This is a genomic window from Stenotrophomonas sp. 89682_Sma, assembly GCF_056481405.1.
This window is the reverse complement of record NZ_CM151147.1, coordinates 4,288,801-4,303,420: the sequence shown is the minus strand read 5'-3', so window position 1 is coordinate 4,303,420 and position 14,620 is coordinate 4,288,801. Positions and strand designations below refer to the sequence as shown.

General features: G+C 67.6%; 19 protein-coding genes. 10 read left to right on the top strand and 9 right to left on the bottom strand.

The features are described 5' to 3' along the window. Positions 1-21 precede the first annotated feature (21 nt). The 5 genes from ACZK29_RS19855 to ACZK29_RS19835 are packed head-to-tail and all read left to right on the top strand — an operon-like array spanning position 22 to position 3,601. Positions 22-1,326, top strand: a complete 1,305-nt coding sequence (locus ACZK29_RS19855) for a phosphatase PAP2/dual specificity phosphatase family protein (protein WP_204301837.1) — start codon at positions 22-24, stop codon at positions 1,324-1,326. Beyond that, on the top strand, positions 1,323-1,760 hold the full coding sequence (locus tag ACZK29_RS19850; RefSeq protein WP_111203674.1) for a hypothetical protein: 438 nt from the start codon (positions 1,323-1,325) through the stop codon (positions 1,758-1,760). Before ACZK29_RS19855 ends, ACZK29_RS19850 begins: the two co-directional genes overlap by 4 nt. A 13-nt stretch (positions 1,761-1,773) precedes the next feature. Beyond that, a complete protein-coding gene (locus ACZK29_RS19845; protein WP_111203675.1) occupies positions 1,774-2,403 on the top strand; it encodes a lysophospholipid acyltransferase family protein in 630 nt (209 codons plus the stop codon). After that, complete coding sequence (locus tag ACZK29_RS19840) at positions 2,400-3,395, top strand: phosphatidate cytidylyltransferase (RefSeq protein ID WP_099474013.1); 996 nt, start codon at positions 2,400-2,402, stop codon at positions 3,393-3,395. The genes ACZK29_RS19845 and ACZK29_RS19840 overlap by 4 nt, the downstream gene beginning before the upstream one ends. 23 nt (positions 3,396-3,418) lie before the next feature. Next, complete coding sequence (locus tag ACZK29_RS19835; protein WP_478446392.1) at positions 3,419-3,601, top strand: hypothetical protein; 183 nt, start codon at positions 3,419-3,421, stop codon at positions 3,599-3,601. An 82-nt stretch (positions 3,602-3,683) separates the two neighbouring features. Here ACZK29_RS19835 and fis read toward each other — a convergent pair whose 3' ends face one another. From fis to prmA, 3 genes are all read right to left on the bottom strand, one after another. Beyond that, positions 3,684-3,959: a DNA-binding transcriptional regulator Fis gene (fis, locus tag ACZK29_RS19830; RefSeq protein WP_005419706.1), complete on the bottom strand. Its 276-nt coding sequence runs from the start codon at positions 3,957-3,959 to the stop codon at positions 3,684-3,686. A 114-nt stretch (positions 3,960-4,073) separates the two neighbouring features. Beyond that, positions 4,074-4,844 (bottom strand): DUF3426 domain-containing protein, encoded by a 771-nt coding sequence (locus ACZK29_RS19825; RefSeq protein WP_478446391.1) that lies wholly within the window; start codon positions 4,842-4,844, stop codon positions 4,074-4,076. A gap of 42 nt (positions 4,845-4,886) precedes the next feature. Further along, positions 4,887-5,807: a 50S ribosomal protein L11 methyltransferase gene (gene prmA, locus ACZK29_RS19820; RefSeq protein ID WP_071229373.1), complete on the bottom strand. Its 921-nt coding sequence runs from the start codon at positions 5,805-5,807 to the stop codon at positions 4,887-4,889. A gap of 164 nt (positions 5,808-5,971) precedes the next feature. Between prmA and ACZK29_RS19815 the strand changes: the two genes are divergently transcribed. Next, positions 5,972-6,937 (top strand): hypothetical protein, encoded by a 966-nt coding sequence (locus tag ACZK29_RS19815; protein ID WP_459047420.1) that lies wholly within the window; start codon positions 5,972-5,974, stop codon positions 6,935-6,937. Beyond that, entirely contained in the window at positions 6,934-7,308 is a 375-nt protein-coding gene (locus ACZK29_RS19810; protein ID WP_459047326.1) for a hypothetical protein, read from the top strand. The genes ACZK29_RS19815 and ACZK29_RS19810 overlap by 4 nt, the downstream gene beginning before the upstream one ends. Positions 7,309-7,449: 141 nt before the next feature. On the opposite strand, the gene accC is transcribed toward ACZK29_RS19810, so the two are convergent. The 5 genes from accC to ACZK29_RS19785 form a co-directional block, all read right to left on the bottom strand. Beyond that, positions 7,450-8,817, bottom strand: a complete 1,368-nt coding sequence (gene accC, locus ACZK29_RS19805) for an acetyl-CoA carboxylase biotin carboxylase subunit (protein WP_005411253.1) — start codon at positions 8,815-8,817, stop codon at positions 7,450-7,452. A gap of 10 nt (positions 8,818-8,827) precedes the next feature. Next, positions 8,828-9,307, bottom strand: coding sequence for an acetyl-CoA carboxylase biotin carboxyl carrier protein (gene accB, locus ACZK29_RS19800; protein WP_010481080.1), 480 nt, complete (start codon positions 9,305-9,307; stop codon positions 8,828-8,830). Positions 9,308-9,360: 53 nt separating this feature from the next. After that, entirely contained in the window at positions 9,361-9,786 is a 426-nt protein-coding gene (locus tag ACZK29_RS19795; protein ID WP_478446390.1) for a lysozyme inhibitor LprI family protein, read from the bottom strand. Then, positions 9,783-10,232 carry a type II 3-dehydroquinate dehydratase gene (aroQ, locus tag ACZK29_RS19790; RefSeq protein WP_111203681.1) on the bottom strand — a complete coding sequence of 150 codons (450 nt, stop codon included), beginning with the start codon at positions 10,230-10,232 and terminating at the stop codon, positions 9,783-9,785. The genes ACZK29_RS19795 and aroQ overlap by 4 nt, the downstream gene beginning before the upstream one ends. A 472-nt stretch (positions 10,233-10,704) precedes the next feature. After that, positions 10,705-11,433, bottom strand: coding sequence for a DOPA 4,5-dioxygenase family protein (locus ACZK29_RS19785; protein ID WP_478446389.1), 729 nt, complete (start codon positions 11,431-11,433; stop codon positions 10,705-10,707). 167 nt (positions 11,434-11,600) lie between these two features. Between ACZK29_RS19785 and ACZK29_RS19780 the strand changes: the two genes are divergently transcribed. Then, entirely contained in the window at positions 11,601-12,428 is an 828-nt protein-coding gene (locus ACZK29_RS19780; RefSeq protein ID WP_478446388.1) for an isocitrate lyase/PEP mutase family protein, read from the top strand. 324 nt (positions 12,429-12,752) lie between these two features. On the opposite strand, the gene ACZK29_RS19775 is transcribed toward ACZK29_RS19780, so the two are convergent. Beyond that, complete coding sequence (locus tag ACZK29_RS19775; protein WP_478446387.1) at positions 12,753-13,286, bottom strand: hypothetical protein; 534 nt, start codon at positions 13,284-13,286, stop codon at positions 12,753-12,755. A 126-nt stretch (positions 13,287-13,412) separates the two neighbouring features. Here ACZK29_RS19775 and ACZK29_RS19770 point away from each other — a divergent pair, with 126 nt between their 5' ends. Together ACZK29_RS19770 and ACZK29_RS19765 are read left to right on the top strand one after the other, a co-directional pair. Beyond that, on the top strand, positions 13,413-14,009 hold the full coding sequence (locus tag ACZK29_RS19770; protein WP_111203685.1) for an NAD(P)H-dependent oxidoreductase: 597 nt from the start codon (positions 13,413-13,415) through the stop codon (positions 14,007-14,009). 16 nt (positions 14,010-14,025) lie between these two features. After that, positions 14,026-14,619 (top strand): TetR/AcrR family transcriptional regulator, encoded by a 594-nt coding sequence (locus ACZK29_RS19765; RefSeq protein WP_459047329.1) that lies wholly within the window; start codon positions 14,026-14,028, stop codon positions 14,617-14,619. Position 14,620 lies beyond the last annotated feature (1 nt).

Here is a 14,620-nt window from a genome sequence, read left to right as displayed (position 1 = left end):
GTGACGCTGGCCGCAAAGCCGCTGGCCACAACAGGGCGCCCCTGGCGGCGCGCCCTGTTGTGGCTGGCCCTGCTGGGTCCGTTCTTCTTCGCCAGCTACGGCTTCGCCAACTGGATGGCCGGACGCCATGCCGCGTTGCCGGTGATGGCGTTCGCCTGGGAGACGCGCATTCCGTTCGTGCCGTGGACGATCGTGCCGTACTGGTCGATCGACCTGTTCTATGCCGTCTCCTTCTTCCTGTGCCGGCAACGGCTGGAACTGGACCGGCATGCGCTGCGGCTGTTCAGTGCGCAGGTCATCGCGGTGGCCTGCTTCCTGCTGTGGCCGCTGCGCTTCAGCTTCGAGCGTCCGGAGATCGGCGGTGTGTTCGGTTGGCTGTTCGATGTGCTGCTGGGCTTCGACAAGCCGTTCAACCAGGCGCCGTCGCTGCATATCGTGCTGCTGATCGTGCTGTGGGTGAAGTTCGCGCAGTACCTGCACGGTGTGTGGCGTTGGGTGCTGCATGTGTGGGCGCTGCTGATCGGTGTCTCGGTACTGACGACGTTCCAGCACCATTTCATCGACATCCCGACCGGGCTGCTGGCCGGCTGGTTGTGCGTGTGGCTGTGGCCGGAGCAGGGCACGCCGCCGCTGCGCGCCTGGCGCACTGCGCGTGATGCCAGACGTTGGCGATTGGCTGCGCTGTACTTGCTGGGGGCCGCTGCATTGCTGGTGCCGGTGGTGCTTCTGCGTGGCGCGGCATTGTGGCTGCTGTGGCCGGTGGTGTCGCTGCTGCTGGTGGCGCTTGCCTATGCCGGGCTGGGTACGGCGGTGTTCCAGAAACGCGCCGATGGTCGCTTGACGATGGCCGCACGCTGGCTGCTGGCGCCGTACCTGGGTGCCGCCTGGATCAACTCGCGGCTGTGGACGCGGCGTGCGCCGCAGCCGGTGCCGGTGCTGGACGGCGTGTGGCTGGGCCGGATTCCCTGCACAGCCTTGCCGGTACCTTTGGTGGGCGTGGTCGATGCCTGCGCCGAGCTGTCCTGCTGCGCGCCGGGTGCGGCGTACGCCGGTGTGCCGATGCTGGACCTGGTGGTGCCCACGCCGAAACAGCTGCGCGAGGCGGCCGAGGCCATCGAGTGCCTGCGTGCGCAGGGGCCGTTGCTGGTGTGCTGTGCGCTGGGCTACTCGCGCAGTGCTGCCAGCGTGTCGGCCTGGCTGCTGCGCAGTGGTCGCGCGGCTGATGCCGATGCGGCGGTGGCGATCGTGCGTTCTGCGCGCCCTGGCATCGTGCTGGGTACGGCCCATCTGCGTGCCATCACCGATGCGGCAGGAGCGCGAACATGAGTACGGTTCCCGCTCTGGCGACCATGCAGCTGCTGTTGCGGCAGGGGCGTTGGCCGGCAGGCCTGTCGCTGGGGCTGCTGCTGGTGGCATTGCTGCTGCTCGGCACCGAGCCGGGCCTGGCGATGATCGCTGCAGGGTTGTTGCTGGCCAGCGTGTCTGCAGGGGCGGTGCAGACGTACCACGCGTGGCGGGTGGCGCTGGACGCCAGCCTGCTGCAGCTGCTGCGCGATGAGGGCCTGGACGGCGATGCCGCCGCGCGCCGCACCGATCAGCTGCTGCAGGACAGCGGCCTGCGCCGCGCGTCGCCCGATGCGCCCCTGCGGGGCTGGGACGCGCGCTGGGCCGGCATGCGCCGCCTGCTGCTGCGCCAGTACCTGCTGGCCGCGGTGCAGTTCGCACTGCTGGTGCTGGCCGTGTTGTGGCCGCAGACGTGAACGGGAGGGACCCATGTTCGCTGAACTGATTGCCCGCGCCTGCAGTGGCGCGATCCATGTGGTGACAGGCGCCCGCGCGCTGTGGATCGGTTGCGCGCCGTCCAGCGAGCGCCGCGTGTACTACGGCAACCACGCCAGTCATGGTGACTTCGTGCTGATCTGGTCGTCGATGCCACCTGCATTGCGACGCCAGGTGCGGCCAGTTGCTGCCGCCGAATACTGGCAGCGCGACGGCCTGCGTCGCTACCTGATCGATGCGGTGTTCAACGGCGTGCTGGTCGAGCGCGAGGCCGGCCACCGCCAGCAGGATCCTCTACAGGTGCTGCGTGACGCGGTCGACGAAGACTGCTCGCTGATCCTGTTCCCGGAAGGTACCCGCAACGTGGGCGATGAGCCGTTGCTGCCGTTCAAGAGCGGCATCTATCACCTGGCACGGCAACGCCCGGAGCTGGAATTCGTACCGGTGTGGATCGACAACCTGAAGCGGGTGATGCCCAAGGGCCGCTTCCTGCCGCTGCCCTTGCTGTGCACGGCCACCTTCGGTACGCCGTTGCGGCTGCGGGCCGACGAGGACAAGGCCGCGTTCCTGGCGCGCAGCCGGCAGGCGTTGCTGGACCTGGCGCCGAACGGGGGGCGCGCATGAGTTTCCTGATCGATGTGTCAGGCGACCTGGCAACACAGAGCGTGGGCCAGCAGACCGGCCTGCTGTTCGCTGGCGTCGGCGCGGTGCTGGTGCTGGCCACGCTGGTGGCGGAAACGCTGCGCTGGCGCCAGCGCGGCCGGCCCAGCGCAGTGATCGCCAACCTGGTGTCGCGCATCCGCGCGTGGTGGGTGATGGCGATCGTGGTCGGGCTGGCACTGTTCTTCGGCCGTGCCGGGGTGATCGTGCTGTTCGCGATCATCTCGCTGTTCGCGCTGCGCGAGTTCATCACCCTGGCGCCGACGCGCTCGGGCGACTACTACGCGCTGCTGGCCGCGTTCTACATCGTCCTGCCGTGGCAGTACTACCTGGTGTGGATCGACTGGTACGGCATGTACACGCTGCTGATTCCGGTCTATGCGTTCCTGTTCCTGCCGATCCTGTCGACCATCGGTGGTGACACCACGCACTACCTGGAGCGGACCGCGAAGGTGCAGTGGGGGCTGATGATCTGCGTGTTCTGCATCTCGCATGTGCCGCTGCTGCTGAACCTGCATGTGCCCGGGCATGATCCGTCGCGCAACGTGCTGCTGTTCGCGTTCCTCGTGATCGTGGTGCAGTCCTCGGACGTGCTGCAGTACATCTGGGGCAAGCTGCTGGGCAAGCATCTGATTGCGCCGAAGCTGTCGCCGTCGAAGACGGTGGAGGGCTTCGTGGGCGGCGTGCTGAGTGCCAGCGCGCTGGGTGCGGCGCTGTGGTGGATCACCCCGTTCACGCCGCTGCAGGCGTTCGGCCTGTCGCTGCTGATCAACCTGATGGGGTTCTGGGGCGGCCTGGTGATGTCGGCGATCAAGCGTGATCGTGGCATCAAGGATTGGGGGCACATGATCGAGGGCCATGGCGGCATGCTCGACCGGCTGGATTCGGTGTGCTTCGCTGCACCGGTGTTCTTCCACGTGGTGCGGTATTACTGGAAGGCGGGCGGGGGAGGCTGACTGCGCTGGGCCTTCATCCACGCATGGCGTGGATCTACGGGCGAGGGCGGTTGATTCCGCCGGGCTTCCATCCACGCATGGCGTGGATCTACGGGCGGGGGCGGCTGATCCCGCTGGGCCTTCATCCACGCATGGCGTGGATCTACGGGCGGCGGCGGCTGATCCTGCCGGGCTTCCATCCACGCATGGCGTGGATCTACCGGTAGTGCCGGCCGCTGGCCGGCAACTGCAACATCCTGCCATCGTTCATGAGGTTGCCGGCCAGCGGCCGGCACTACCCACGCGCGCTTACGCGCTGATGCCGTATTCCTTCAGCTTCTTGCGCAGGGTGGCGCGGTGGATGCCCAGCATTGCGGCGGCGCGGCTCTGGTTGCCTTCGCAGTGGTTGAGCACTTCCACGAACAGCGGAATCTCCATCTCGCGCAGCACGATCTCGTAGACATCGTCCGCGTCGCAGCCATCAAGGTCACGCAGGTAACGGCGCACGGACTGGGCGACATGTTCACGCAGCGGTGGCCGGGGAGCGCCACGACTGTTGTCAGGACGAGAAAGGACAGCGTTCAAGGGGGTTCCCGATTCGGTTGGCCCGTGCGCGCGAAGCGCGCGGCCGGATGAGGTGGTGGCGGTCAGTCTAGCGCGAGCGTGCCCGGCCTGCCATGACCGGGCGGCCACTTGCGGTCATAGGAAGTCGAAGGTGAATGCGACGGTGGATGCGGCGGGCTCCTGTACGCGGAAGGCGACGCGCGCGCTCTGGCCCGGTTCCAGCAGGGCCGCACCGGGGGTCTCGCCCAGGTACTGCGCAGGCGTGAACACACCGCTGCCGATCACCCGGCCATCGGCATCGGACAGTGACAGGCGCAGGTCCGGCCAGGCCTGTGCCCAGCGTGCGTCGTTGCGGATGCTGGCCTGGACCTGCAGCACACCGGCCTGCCCGGGCAGCGGCCGGATCTCGCGGCTGGTCATGGTGAAGGCGGTGGGTTCGTGCCAGGCCGGCAGGCTGCAGTGCAGGACGCCGCAGAGCGTGCCCAGCCATGCACGGTTGCCGGCGTCGGCGGCCAGCCGCGCACGGTCGGCAAGCACGCTCTGCAACAGCAGCAGCAGCGCCAGCCCCGCAACCAGCAGCCAGTGCCAGCGGGGTGCCGGCAGGTTACGGGGACGCGCACTGCCAAGGAAACTCGGCGCATCAGCGGCAGCCACCGTTGCCGGCACTGCAACCGGTGCCTGCGCGATGGCCGCAGTTTCGTCAACGGTGACAGGCGCATCGTCGTGCCGCATCTCTGCCGCCGCCACATGCGCCGCTTCGGCAGGCCCGGTTGGCACCTGCATGGCAGGCGGCGCGTGTTCGTCCAGGGCCTGCGTGCGCGCATCGGTCGCAGGCACAGGCTCACCTTCCGGCGCGGTGCGCAGGAAGGTTGCCAGGGGGCGTCGCGGTGGGTTCGGCTCGGACATGCTCAGGGTGCGGGCTCGGATCCAGCAGTCATTCAACCACGATCAGGCGCGGCGCACGCCGGTGATGCGCATCCAGTCGCCATCCTGGGTGGCCTGCAGGTCATCGAACCATGCGGCATAGCGCTGCAGCAGTTCACCTTCCTGGCCGTGCAGGATGCCGGACAGGGCAATGCGGCCACCGGCAGCGACGCGCGCGGCCAGCAGCTCGGCCAACGCGTCCAGTGCCGAGGCAAGGATGTTGGCGACGACGATCGGGTAGGTGGCGACTGGTTCGTCCTGCGGCAGGTAGACGTGCATGCGCGCCTGCTCGCCGTTGCGCTCGGCATTGTCGGCGGTGGCGACCAGGGCCTGCGGATCGTTGTCCACGCCGATGGCCTCAGCGGCGCCCAGCTTCAGCGCGGCAAGCGCAAGGATGCCGGAGCCGCAGCCGAAGTCGAGCACGCGCTGGCCCTGCAGCAGGCCGTCCACGGCCAGCTGGTCCAGCCAGCGCAGGCAGAGCGCGGTGGTCGGGTGGGTGCCCGAGCCGAACGCCAGGCCCGGGTCCAGCCGCACCACGGCGGCGTCGGCCGCCTGTGCGGCCTCCGGCAGTTCATGGTTCCACGGCACGATCCAGGTACGGCTGCCGAAATCCATCGGCTGGAACTGGTCCAGCCAGGCGCGTTCCCAGTCTTCGTCCTCGACCGCGCGGAAGCTGCCGCTGCTCCAGTCCAGCTCCGGGTCGAAGGACTCCAGTGCGGCCAACAGCAGCAGCGCATTGCTGTCGGCCGGGAACAGCGCGCTCAGCACCAGGGTGTCCCACAGCGGGGTCTCGCCCACGCCCGGCTCGAGGATGGCCTGTTCGTTGCTGGTATCGGCCTCGGCATCAAGCAGCGTGACGGCCAGTGCGCCGACGTCCTCCAGCGCATTCTCATAGCGGGGCTGGGTAGCTTCGGTGCAACGCAGGGTCAGTTCCAGGAACGGCATGGCGGTGGGGGCAATCGCGGGAAAGGGGGCCATGCTAGACCATCGGAGCGTCTCCGTATTGCCTGAGATGCCGCTCGGAGATGAACGGAACCGGTTCAGACAGGCCTGTCGGGCCTTGTTAAACTTGGTGCTTTCCTGTGCGCCGTGAACGCTCACTGCCGCCAATGGCCTTTGCTCCGACCCTGAAAACCTGGTTGCTCGTGCTGCCGGCGGTGGCCGTGCTGGGCGTGGCCGGGTATCGGGCCAGCGGCCATGCCGGATCGGTGCCGGTGACCGCAGGCGAGTTGCCGACGGCGCGGGTTGCGGCGGACGATGCGGCGCCCCTGCCGGTTGTGCCGGAAGCGTTGGCGCGTCGCCTGGCGGCGTTCGAGCGCGGCAACGCGCTGCCTTCGGGCCTGCCGCTGGACCTGCGCGCGGACATCGAGGATGCGACCGATCTGTACGCCTACGCGCAGCGCCTGCGCGTGCAGGCCGACGACGGCAACCACGAAGCCCGCTGGATGCTCAGCCGGGTCTACGACTACTGCGCGCAGTACGCCATCGATCCGGGCGGTTATCGGTTGGACAACAATGTGCTGGCCGGGCTGGGCCTGACCGCTGCACCGGCGATGGTGCAGGCGCGCGAGCGCGTGGCGCAGCGCTGTGGCGGCTTCGTGCCGGGCGACAAGCTGGGGTCTGCGCTGGTGCTGGCCGAGCGTCGCAAGGCGGCCACTCAGGGCAACCTCGCAGCGGAAGCATCGCTGTTTGCCGAAGGCGAGCCGCTGCATGACAGCCCCGAGTACCGCCGTGACCTGGTCGAGCGGGTGCGTACATCACGCGATCCGGAGGCCTTCATGGCCATTGCACCGGCCATGGGCGTGCGCGCGGCGGGGGACCAGGCGCTCACTGGCCTGGTGGCGGGAGAACAGCTCAGTGAACTGGCATGGCGGGTTGCGGCCTGCGAGCTCGGTCTACCGTGTGGTGCCGACAGTGTGCTGGTCAACAGTTTTTGTGCGAATGGAGGGATCTGTTCGCAGGATGGGACGCAGGATTTCCGGGATTTCGTGTATGACGCTGCGGTTTCGCGGCAAGGTGCGGGGAAAATGAAGCAGTGGATCAAGCGATTGGTTGGAAAGAGGGGCGGGCAATGAACTACCGTCGATTCCTGCATGGAGCCAAGTTCTGGTTCTGGGTGGCGCTGTTCGTGGCCTATTCGGCCGGCGCGGTCGGGCTGTTGATGATCGACACCTATGAAGATCGTTACCGGCATCTGTCAAAAGTGGAACTGACCACGGTGAAGGCGCAGGAAGATGTGCGCCGCGTGGGTGCCAGCCAGGTCGCTGCGGTCTATCGCGCGCAGAGCGGCATGCCGTTTGCTTCGTTGCCGGCAGGCAGTACCTTCCAGGTGGTGTGGCCCGATGGGTCCACCGAGACGATGGTGATCGTCGACCCGAGCTCGCCCAATGGTGTTCGCCCGCTGGCGAATTCGCAGATCCCGGCCGAAGCTGCCAACAAGCGCTGATGCCACACCGGTAGCGCCGGGCCATGCCCGGCGGGTGGACGGTGGCAATGGAAAGCCGCCGGGCATGGCCCGGCGCTACCGCAAGAACGCGAAAAGGGCGGGGATATCCCCGCCCTTTTCATGTCCAGCACCTGCTGCCGATCAGGTCAGTGCGATCGGCTTGTTCTTGCGCTCGGCAAGGCGCTTTTCCAGGTAATGGATGTTCTGGCCACCGGCCTGGAAGCCCTTGTCGCGCATGATCCGCTGCTGCAGGGCGATGTTGGTCTTGATGCCGTCGACCACCATCTCGCTCAGCGCCACCCGCATGCGGGCGATGGCGGTTTCGCGGTCCGGGCCGTGCACGATCAGCTTGCCGATCATCGAGTCGTAGTTCGACGGCACGCGGTAGCCACTGTAGATGTGGGTGTCCACGCGCACGCCGGGGCCGCCCGGCGGATGGAAGCCGGTGATGGTGCCCGGGCTCGGCACGAAGGTCTCGGCGTCTTCGGCGTTGATGCGGCACTCGATCGCGTGGCCGGTCAGCACCACGTCACTCTGCTTGATCGACAGCTTCTGGCCGGCGGCGATCTTCAGCTGCTCGGCCACCAGGTCGATGCCGGTGACCATTTCGGTGACCGGATGCTCCACCTGGATGCGGGTGTTCATCTCGATGAAGTAGAAGCGGCCGTCCTCGTACAGGAACTCGAAGGTGCCGGCGCCGCGGTAGCCGATGCGCACGCAGGCTTCGGTGCAGACCTTGCCGATCTGCTCGCGCTGTTCGGCGGTGATGCCCGGTGCCGGGGCTTCTTCCACCACTTTCTGGTGGCGGCGCTGCATCGAGCAGTCGCGCTCACCCAGGTGGATGGCGTTGCCCTGGCCGTCGGCCAGTACCTGGATTTCCACGTGGCGCGGATTCTCCAGGAACTTCTCCATGTAGACCTCGCCATTGCCGAACGCGGCCTTGGCCTCGCTCTTGGTGGTTTCGATCGAGGTCTTCAACGAGGCTTCGGCATGCACCACGCGCATGCCGCGACCGCCACCGCCACCGGCCGCCTTGATGATGACCGGGTAACCGATCTCACGGGCGATCTTGGTGTTGGCGACGATGTCGTCGCCCAGCGGGCCGCCCGAACCGGGCACGCACGGCACGCCGGCCGACTTCATCGCGCGGATGGCTTCGACCTTGTCGCCCATCATGCGGATGGTGTCGGCCTTGGGGCCGATGAAGATGAAGCCGGACTCTTCCACGCGTTCGGCGAAGTCGGCGTTCTCCGACAGGAAGCCGTAACCCGGATGGATCGCCTGCGCGTCGGTGACTTCAGCGGCGGCGATCAGCGCCGGGATGTTGAGGTAGCTCTGCGGCGACGGCGCCGGGCCGATGCAGACCGACTCGTCGGCCATGGCCACGTGCTTGAGGTTGCGGTCGACCGTGGAATGCACGGCCACCGTGCGGATGCCGAGGGTGTGGCACGCGCGCAGGATGCGCAGCGCGATTTCCCCTCGGTTGGCAATGACGACTTTGTCGAGCATGGCGTGCCCCTCAGCCGATCACGAACAGCGGCTGGTCGAATTCCACCGGCTGGCCGTTCTCGCCGAGGATGGCGACGATGGTGCCGGACTTGTCGGCCTCGATCGGGTTGAACATCTTCATTGCTTCGATGATGGCCAGGGTCTCGCCTTCCTTGACCTGCTGGCCAACGGTGACGAAGGCCGGCTTGTCCGGGGCGGACGAAGCGTAGAAGGTGCCGACCATCGGCGAACGCAGCACGTGGCCTTCCGGCAGCGCCGGGCCCGGCTTGGCGGTGCCGCCGGTGGAGGCTTCGGTCGGCGACTGCATCGGCATCGCCTGCGGTGCCGGGGCGGCCGGAGCGGCGTACACCGGTGCGGCGACCGGGGCGGCATAGCCGGCCACCGGGGCGCGCGACAGGCGCACCGACTCTTCGCCTTCCTTGATTTCGATTTCAGCCAGGTTCGACTCTTCCAGCAGGTCGATCAGCTTCTTGATTTTGCGGAGATCCATGGTGGCCTCTTTGCTCTTGATGTCAGTGTGGTGGGGAGCGCAGCGCGCTCGGGTCAAAGCAGTTCGTAGAATTCGCGCAGCTGGCGCGTACGATCGCGCGCGAGGGTGGTCAGGCAGCGCATCTGTGCGCCGTTGCGTGCCGTGCCATCGGAATTGAGGGCATAGACCGCGTTGCAGTCGTGGTCGCGCAGCTGCACCCAGGCGCGCTGCGCCAGCACCAGCTGCTGCTCGGCATCGCCGCAGTAGCTGCAGCTGCCGCCTTTGGCCGGCGTGCGCAGTTGCTTTCGCGCCAGGGCGTATACGGTATTGAGTTCGGCGTCTGCGGCCGCGGCCACGTCCGAGGCGCACACGTCGCTCTCCATCGTGGTGGTCGGATGCGCACAGTCGATGCCTTCGTCCTTGCGGTCGAATGCCGCGGCGGCACCGCACAGGCCGGCCCACAGCAGGATGCTGGCAAGCACGTGCGGCAGCACCTTCACGCGACGGCCGCCTGTACGCGCAGCAGCGCCGCATCCATCGCGTAGCGATAGCTGTCGGCACCGAAACCACACACCACGCCCACCGCCTTGTCACTGAAGTAGCTGTGCTGGCGGAACGGTTCGCGGGTGTGCGGGTTGGACAGGTGGATCTCGATGAACGGCAGCGCCACCGCCGCCAGCGCGTCACGCAGGGCGACCGAGGTGTGGGTGAAGGCGGCGGGGTTGATCAGGATGAAAGCGGTTCCGTCGTTGCGCGCCGCCTGCACGCGATCCACCAGCACATGCTCGGCGTTGGACTGCAGGCTCTCCACGGCGTGCCCGGCGGCGGCGGCCTGCGCGATCAGGGCCTGGTCGATGTCGGCCAGCGTGGTGTGGCCGTAGACCTCCGGCTCGCGGGTGCCGAGCAGGTTGAGGTTGGGGCCGTGCAGGACCAGCAGCTTCGCCATGGGATCCGGAAGACGGGAAAGGGCGGCAGTCTGGCGGAACCGGCGGATGCTGTCCAGTTCGGCGAAGTTTGCTGCGTTTCAATCGTTTGTTTGAAATCTGCCGAAGCGCTTGTGGCCCTATGCGGGGCGGCGGTTCAAGGCGCGCTGAACGCCGTGCGGGCGGGGGATGCGTGCACGTAGGCCGACGATGGCGGCAAGAGCCTTGTCGGGGGATCCGCGCCATGCGTGGATGGGGGCCACTGGTAGATCCACGCCATGCGTGGATGATGGGCCGCAGTTCGGTAGACCCACGCGATGCGTGGATGACGGGCCGCAGTTCGGTAGATCCACGCCATGCGTGGATGCAGGCCGTCCGGTGCGCAGCAAGCTACGCACCCACCGGAAGGGCGGCCCAAGGTGCGCAGCAAGCTACGCACCCACCGGAGGGTAGCCCAAGGTGCGCAGCATGCTACGCACCCACCGGAAAGGCGGGTCACGTCTCCAGCGGCACCGTTGGCACCACATTCGGGAACACTTCTTCCAATGCCTCCGGCTCGCCCGGCTTGGGCACCGGCCAGTTGTAGGCGTTCACCGGCTGCGCGCGGTTCACCCACAGGGCGTAGTACAGATGGTCGGCGCGGCCATCGCCGGTGTTGGGGTGGATCAGGATGGTCAGCCCCAGGCTGTTGAGCTGCAGCCACGGCACCAACACCGGCAGCAGGTCGTTGTTGAAGCCGAAGTAGAACGACGGTGTTACATGCGGGCCGCGCGGCTCCAGGTTCCAGTTGCCCAGTTCCACCGGGAAGCGTTCGGCCGCCCAGCGCCGCAGGAGGGCGGCCTTCTCGAAGCTGTCTTCATCGAAGTAGATATGTGCGTGATAGCTCTTGATGTCGGTATAGGCGCGCGGGGTGGTGGGCAGCGTGGCTTCGCCAGGACGCACGCTGGCTGGCCGCGGGGTGGGTTCGCTGGCCGTGGCCTGGCCCCAGGGACTGCGCCCCTTCGGCGCCGGCGGCACGATGGCACGGAAGCCGGGACGGCCGGGCTCGGTGGTGTTCGCTGCAACGTCGCCATGGGGCGATGCCGAGGCTGCCGAAGCACTGGCCAGGCCTCCGGCGGCCAGCCCGGCCGAGGCGATCAGGCGCCGCCGTGCCGGCGAAAGCAGGTCGGCCCAGTGGGCGTCATCGTCGCCGTCATCGATGAGGATATGCGGGTCAGGCTGCATGAAGGGCTCCGTGGCGGCATGGGGGTGGGCAAGCACGCACGCTCGGGCAGTGCGGCCGATGGCGTCCAATAAGCAGGCAGCATCACCTCATGCACGGCCGCCTTCGTCGCCATTGAGCGCGACGAAGCGGCGGGCTAGGGTGCAGGTCTGCCGTCCCGGAGCCCGCCATGACCTCGCTCGATGCCGACACCCCGCGCAAGCGCGCGGCCTTCCGCCAGCTGCATGCGCAAGGTTGCTTCGTGCTGCCCAATCCGTGGGATGTGGGCAGTGCGCGCTACCTGCAGCGGCAGGGCTTCCTGGCATTGGCCACCACCAGTGCCGGCTGCGCCTGGAGCGAAGGGCGACCGGACGGTGCGGTCTCGCTGCAGGCCACCTTGGAGCACCTGAGGCTGATGGCGGCGGCGACAGCACTTCCATTGAATGCCGATTTCGGTGATGGCTTCGGCGCCACGCCACAGGCAGTGGGGGAGGCGGTGGCGGCGGCGATCGATACCGGCATCGCGGCGCTGTCGATCGAGGATGCCAGCGGCGTGGCCGATGCCCCGCTGCGTCCGATCGACCAGGCGGTCGAGCGCCTGCGCGCGGCACGTGCGGCCATCGACCGTGTGGGCGGCGAGGTGCTGCTGGTCGGGCGTGCCGAGAACTTCTTCGTCGGCGTGCCGGATCTGCAGGACACCCTGCAGCGCCTGCGTGCCTACGCAGAGGCTGGTGCCGATGTGCTGTATGCACCCGGCATCAAGACCTCCGAGCAGATCCGTGCGGTGGTTGCCGCAGCTGGAACGAAGCCGGTGAACCTGCTGGTCGGTGGGCCGACACCGCTGAGCCTGCAGGACATCGCCGCACTCGGCGTGCGCCGGGTCAGCCTGGGCGGTGCGCTGGCGCGCGCCGCGTGGGGAGGTTTGATGGAGGCGACACAGCCGATCGTGCAGGACGGCCGCTTCGATGGCCTGCAGCAGGCGGCCTCGGGCGCGGCATTGAACGCGTTGTTCCGCTAGCGGACAGCCGGTAGATACTCGCCATGCGTGGATGCGTGGATGCATGGATACCCGGTGCGCAGCAAGCTACGCACCCACCGAGGAGCAGCGCCCGCATGCCGGTAGGTCCACGCCGTGCGTGGATGCAGGATGCCCGGTGCGCAGCAAGCTACGCACCCACCGAGGAGCAGCGCCCGCATGCCGGTAGATACTCGCCATGCGTGGATGCAGGATGCCCGGTGCGCAGCAAGCCACGCACCCACCGAGGAGCAGCGCCCGCATGCCGATGGATCCACGCCATGCGTGGATGGATGCGCCGGAGCGTACCGTCGCCCTGCAAGTGCGCTACAGCGTTTCCACTCCGCCCTTGGGCAGGATCACGCCCGGCTCCAGTGCCGGCAACAGCTGCCGGAGCATCGCTGGATTGTCGATCAGCCCGGCGCCATCAAGGTAGCGCCACTGCGAAGTGCCGACGTGGCGCACGGCAACCATGAACGAGGTGCTGCGGATAGCGGTTTCGCGCACACGCAGCAGTGACTGCCGCGGTACGAAGCAGACTTCTTCGTCACCGGCGGCATAGGTGCGGCCGGGCACTCCGGCCTCGTCACTGATGATGACGAGGCCAGCCTTGTGCAATGCCTTGACGGTATCGCGGGTCGACTGGGCGTAGGTCTCATCGCCACCGGCCAGGCGTTTCAGGCTGGGATGCGTGCGGGCGATGATCAGCTCGGCATCGCCCTTGGCGAATGCGGTCAACATCGCCTGTACGTCCTGGCGCAGGCCGGCCGACTCGGCCGCGGTGAGCTCGCCGGCCAGGGCAGGCGGTGCCGACGTAACCAGCAACAGGTACATCAATGAAGCAAACAGGTATCGGCGCATCGTCGGGTATCTCACGGGCAACCTCGTCACTATAAGGGGTGCGAAAACAGCGTCCCACCGGTGGTGCTGGTCTTCCGGAAATTGATAACTACCATTGGTAGGTAATGAATTCCGGAACGTTCCCGCATGCATAGCCTCATCGTCACCGCCCATCCCGAACCCGGTTCGCTCACCCATGCCATCGCCCAGCGCATCGGCGAGGCCATCGCTGCGAGCGATGCCGGCAACACCGTGGCCCACGCCGACCTGATGGCCGAGGGCTTCGATCCGCGCTTCACCGCGCAGGACCAGGCGCTGTTCCGTGGCACCGGCGTGGTGCCGGCCGACGTGGCCGCCGAGCATGCACGGCTGGACGCCACCGACACGCTGGTGCTGGTCTACCCCCTGTACTGGTGGTCGTTCCCCGCGCTGCTGAAGGGATGGATCGATCGCGTGTTCACCCAGGGCTGGGCCTACCAGGAGGGCGCCGATGGCAAGGTGCAGAAGAAGCTGCAGCGCCTGCGTGTGCACCTGGTCGGCGTCGGTGGTGCGGGCGCGGAGATGATCGAACGGCGTGGTTATGGTGCCGCAATGAAGGCGCAGATCGACATGGGCATCTTCGACTACTGCGGTGCACGCGTACTGTCATCGCAACTGCTGCTCGACGCCGACAGTGGCGCTGCGCAGGCCCACCTGCAGACCGCGGTGGAAATCGGCCGTAAAATCGGTACTCCAATGAACTGATCACCGTGTTCCGCCGATGCCTGCCAACGTCGCTCCCACGCGCCGCCGCCTGACCCGAGAGCAACGCGCCCGCCAGCTGCTGGAGGTGGCGTGGACGCTGGTCGGCGAGGAGGGCACCGATGCGCTGACGCTGGGGCGGCTGGCCGAAGCGGCGGGCGTGACCAAGCCAGTGGCCTACGACCACTTCGTGACCCGCAACGGTCTGCTGGCCGCGCTCTACGATGACTACGACGGACGGCAGACGGTGGTCTTCCACGAGCGTATCGGTCGCGCCAGGGCACAGCTGGCCGATCGTGCGGCCGCCATCGCCTCCGGTTACATCGACTGCATCCTCAGCCAGGGCAGTGAAGTGCAGGGCATCCTCGCCGCGCTGGTGGGCGCGCCGGAGCTGCATGAGGTGCGCCGGCGCTACCAGCAGGACTTCATCGACAACTGCGACGCCTGGCTGGGCCCGTTCGCCACTGACGGCTCGGTGCCGCTGGCGGGGCGTTGGGCGATTCTCGGTGCGGCCGAAGCCCTGTCCGAAGCTGTGGTTGCCGGGGCGCTGGACAAGCGCGACGCCGAAGCCGAACTGCAGCGCCTGATCGTGGCTACGGTCAAGCGCCGCTGAT

Bases quoted from the DNA above. Each gene is read 5' to 3' on its own strand.
- ACZK29_RS19850 (WP_111203674.1), top strand. From the start codon at position 1,323: ATGAGTACGGTTCCCGCTCTGGCGACCATGCAGCTGCTGTTGCGGCAG.
- ACZK29_RS19845 (WP_111203675.1), top strand. From the start codon at position 1,774: ATGTTCGCTGAACTGATTGCCCGCGCCTGCAGTGGCGCGATCCATGTG.
- ACZK29_RS19840 (WP_099474013.1), top strand. From the start codon at position 2,400: ATGAGTTTCCTGATCGATGTGTCAGGCGACCTGGCAACACAGAGCGTG.
- ACZK29_RS19835 (WP_478446392.1), top strand. From the start codon at position 3,419: ATGGCGTGGATCTACGGGCGAGGGCGGTTGATTCCGCCGGGCTTCCAT.
- ACZK29_RS19825 (WP_478446391.1), bottom strand. From the start codon at position 4,844: ATGTCCGAGCCGAACCCACCGCGACGCCCCCTGGCAACCTTCCTGCGC.
- prmA (WP_071229373.1), bottom strand. From the start codon at position 5,807: ATGCCGTTCCTGGAACTGACCCTGCGTTGCACCGAAGCTACCCAGCCC.
- ACZK29_RS19815 (WP_459047420.1), top strand. From the start codon at position 5,972: ATGGCCTTTGCTCCGACCCTGAAAACCTGGTTGCTCGTGCTGCCGGCG.
- ACZK29_RS19810 (WP_459047326.1), top strand. From the start codon at position 6,934: ATGAACTACCGTCGATTCCTGCATGGAGCCAAGTTCTGGTTCTGGGTG.
- accC (WP_005411253.1), bottom strand. From the start codon at position 8,817: ATGCTCGACAAAGTCGTCATTGCCAACCGAGGGGAAATCGCGCTGCGC.
- accB (WP_010481080.1), bottom strand. From the start codon at position 9,307: ATGGATCTCCGCAAAATCAAGAAGCTGATCGACCTGCTGGAAGAGTCG.
- aroQ (WP_111203681.1), bottom strand. From the start codon at position 10,232: ATGGCGAAGCTGCTGGTCCTGCACGGCCCCAACCTCAACCTGCTCGGC.
- ACZK29_RS19785 (WP_478446389.1), bottom strand. From the start codon at position 11,433: ATGCAGCCTGACCCGCATATCCTCATCGATGACGGCGACGATGACGCC.
- ACZK29_RS19780 (WP_478446388.1), top strand. From the start codon at position 11,601: ATGACCTCGCTCGATGCCGACACCCCGCGCAAGCGCGCGGCCTTCCGC.
- ACZK29_RS19775 (WP_478446387.1), bottom strand. From the start codon at position 13,286: ATGCGCCGATACCTGTTTGCTTCATTGATGTACCTGTTGCTGGTTACG.
- ACZK29_RS19770 (WP_111203685.1), top strand. From the start codon at position 13,413: ATGCATAGCCTCATCGTCACCGCCCATCCCGAACCCGGTTCGCTCACC.
- ACZK29_RS19765 (WP_459047329.1), top strand. From the start codon at position 14,026: ATGCCTGCCAACGTCGCTCCCACGCGCCGCCGCCTGACCCGAGAGCAA.